Source organism: Terrisporobacter muris, assembly GCF_024621905.1.
In the GTDB taxonomy this organism is placed as follows: Bacteria; Bacillota; Clostridia; order Peptostreptococcales; family Peptostreptococcaceae; genus Terrisporobacter; species Terrisporobacter muris.
The window spans coordinates 1-3,416 of the sequence record NZ_JANKBY010000355.1 but is presented as its reverse complement, the minus strand read 5'-3'; the positions used below and the strand labels follow the sequence as shown (position 1 = coordinate 3,416).

Below are 3,416 nucleotides of genomic sequence, written 5' to 3'. Positions count from 1 at the left end.
AAAAATTATTTTATAAGTTTTTTTAACTGGAGTTTTTTATTATTGATTTTAAAACAAATTATATAATAAGTTTTAACTAGTGAAGTGATTAATAGTACGCCCATTGCGATTGAAGCACTTACAAAGAGTGAGTTAGTACCAATTGACATAGCATTTGTATAATTTCCTTCAACTAGAGATAACATAGTATTATAAAGTCCTAACCCTGGTATTAAAGGTAAAATACCTGGTATAACAAATATAATAGCGGGATACTTCATTTTTCTAGCTAATATTTCACTAAGAAGTGAAATTAGTGCAGCTGCAAAGAAGTTTGCTAAAATAGCATTACCAGAGAAATTAAATAATATGATATAAACAGTCCATCCTATTCCACCAATAATTCCAGCAGGAATTAAAGATTTTATAGGAGAGTTAAAGAATATTGAAAATCCTATAGTAGCTAAAGATGAAAAAAAGAAACTCTCTAATAAATTAAATAAACTCATTCAACTAACCTCCAAATCTAACAGTTAAGTCAAGTACAACACCCACGCCTACAGCAATAGCAGCTGATATCAAGCATGATTCAACGATTCTAGATACACCGGCGATTAAATTACCAGAAATTAAATCTCTCAGTCCTTTAATAAAGGCAACTCCAGGTAAAAGTGGCATTATAGAACCAACTATCAGAGAGGTAGAATTTTCAATTACATTATATTGAACTAATAAATTACCTAAAACAGCTATGGAAAATGAACTTATAAGCGTTGCAAAAAATGGTATTTGATTAAGTTTTAACGTTTTATTATAAATGATAACTCCTATGGTAGCTATAATTAATGTAAGTACAAAGTCTAAAACACTAGTACCACCAATTAAATAAGCAAATGATGCAGAAGCCATGGCTGTACCAATAAAATATACAAATTGATTATAATCCTTTACTGCATCAACTTCTCTCAATCTACCGATGGCCTCCAATGGATCAATATCTTCATTTTGAACAAAATCTCTAGAGATGTTGTTTAACCTATCTATCTTAGTAAGGTTAATTGTTCTTCTAGATATAGTTTTCATAAAAGTAAGACCATCAAATTTCTCGTCTGATATTATTACACAAGTTGGTGTAGTAAAAACATTGACATGTTTGAATCCTCTTGATTTACAAACCCTAAGTACGCTATCTTCAACTCTAGCAGTTTCTGCACCGTTGATAAGCATTTGCTCTCCTAATAGCAAGGCGAATCTTAAGATTTCTTTTTTATAGCTAACTTGAAATTCCCTTTTCATAAAGTCCCCCTATTAATATAATGATAAAAAGATTATAGCAAAAATAATTTGAAATAGTTATATCATTTGTACTTTTATTGGAAATTTTTATTCCAACCATAAATTATATTCTGAAACAAATAAAATATTCCCTCTTTTTAGTATGGTATTGTATATTTTTAAATAAAAAATAACAAATTTCATTATGTAATTATGATAGAAAATGTAAATTTGTAGTATTGAGTGGAAGTATGCCCTATGAACACTTTATTTTAATAAACCATATAATGTTATTATCTTATCGTGGAAAAGGGGAAATTTATTATGGTTTTGACAGGCGCACATTACATCTATATCATTTTCATGGTAATAATCTTAATTACTATGATTTTGAAGAAAGAAAGCGTAGTACCTTGTGTACTAGGCATATTTTTCCTAGGACTATTCTTTACGAAAAACTTTGTAGGAGCACTTAATGGAGTTTTTAACTCTTTTGTTGTAGCACTAAATGAACTTGGTGGGATAATACTAATTATAGGAATTATGGTAGCTTTATCTAAAGCACTAGAAGAAAATCATGCCATAGATTTTATGGTAAAGCCATTTGCAAAAGTAATAAAAAGCCCTACAACTGCATTCTTTGTTTCAGGAATTGCGATGTTAGTAATGTCATGGTTCTTCTGGCCATCTCCAGCATGTGCTTTAATAGGTGCAATATTTTTACCAATAGCAATTCGTTCAGGGTTGCCAGCTATGGGGTTAGCTGTAGCAATAAACTTATTTGGTCATGGATTAGCCCTATCAACTGATTTCGTGATTCAAGGAGCACCCAGTATAACAGCGGGTGCAGCAGGTATACCAGTACAATCAGTTATAATTGAAGGTATGCCACTATATTGGACAATGGCAATAGTAACAATATCAGTAGCATTTTATATGTTAAGAAGAGATATAAAGAGGGGAATGTTTGAACAGGAATTAGCATTAGCTAGAGAATCAGACGTGGAATTAAAAGAAGTAGGACCAAAAGCAAAACTTTCTGTATTTATTGTTGCAATAGCATTTATATTAGATATAGTTGGAATGTATGTATTTGATTTAAAAGGTGGAGATGCAACAGCTTTGCTTGGTGGAACATCAGTAGCATTACTAGTTTTTGTAAATGCATTAAGTAGCCCGACGGAATGTTTAGATAAAGTTTCTCAACATATAATTCATGGATTTGGATTTGCTATAAGTATATTTGCCGTAATCATACCAATAGCTGCGTTCTTCTATTTAGGAGATTCATCAGTAACAACAGTATTCGGAGATGTTTTGACAAAAGGATCTCAAGGATTGTTATCAGATATAGGGATAGCATTATCGAATGCAGTACCATTTAATAAGGTTGCAGCAGCAGGAATTGAAACAGTTGTTGGTGGTATTACAGGGCTTGATGGTTCTGGATTTTCAGGTATGTCACTAGCTGGATCATTGGCTCTAGTATTTGGAAATGCAATTCATGCAAATGTAGCTATTCTTACAGCATTAGGTCAGATAGCAGCTATTTGGGTAGGGGGCGGATGTTTAGTTCCTTGGTCATTAGTTGCAGCAGCAGCTATTTGTGGAGTTAGTCCAATAGAGTTGGGGAAAAGAAACTTTATACCTATTATGATAGGGTTTGTAGTAACAACCATATTGGCTATATTCTTATTATAATTAAAGTGATATGATTAATTTATAAAATAAATTGATATAAAGAGGCTATAGAATTTTAATTCTATAGTCTTTTTATGTTTATGATAATATAATAAAATTAGTAATTAAATATATAGAAGTTTATTTTATAAATGTAAGAATTTACAAGTAATAATTATTTGGGAAAAATAAATAATAAAAATATAAAAGAATATTGACAATATATTTTAATGATGATAAACTTATACTTGTCTTGGAAAAAAGACAAAACACTTAATAACTTGTGGAAAAAAGAAAGTAAAAAAGTGTTGACAAATAAAAACAACTTTGATAAACTTAAGAAGTTGAAACGAACAAAGAACTTTGAAAATTAAACAGTAGGTTAACAATAAATTAATTCTTTAAGAATTAAACTGAAACAACAAACAAACCAAGCCAGATATTCAGATAATGATTAGTCTGAGCAATGGACAACTTTTTTA

The 3,416-nt window shown here is 30.2% G+C and carries 3 protein-coding genes; 1 reads left to right on the top strand and 2 read right to left on the bottom strand.

The genetic code is table 11. The annotated features are described in order from the left end of the window. Positions 1-5: 5 nt before the first annotated feature. Together NSA58_RS17630 and NSA58_RS17625 are read right to left on the bottom strand one after the other, a co-directional pair. Entirely contained in the window at positions 6-488 is a 483-nt protein-coding gene (locus NSA58_RS17630; protein ID WP_039680556.1) for a threonine/serine exporter family protein, read from the bottom strand. A gap of 4 nt (positions 489-492) precedes the next feature. Beyond that, entirely contained in the window at positions 493-1,275 is a 783-nt protein-coding gene (locus NSA58_RS17625) for a threonine/serine exporter family protein (RefSeq protein WP_039680557.1), read from the bottom strand. 303 nt (positions 1,276-1,578) lie between these two features. Here NSA58_RS17625 and NSA58_RS17620 point away from each other — a divergent pair, with 303 nt between their 5' ends. Continuing rightward, positions 1,579-2,955 carry a transporter permease gene (locus NSA58_RS17620; protein ID WP_039680558.1) on the top strand — a complete coding sequence of 459 codons (1,377 nt, stop codon included), beginning with the start codon at positions 1,579-1,581 and terminating at the stop codon, positions 2,953-2,955. The last annotated feature ends 461 nt before the right edge of the window (positions 2,956-3,416 follow it).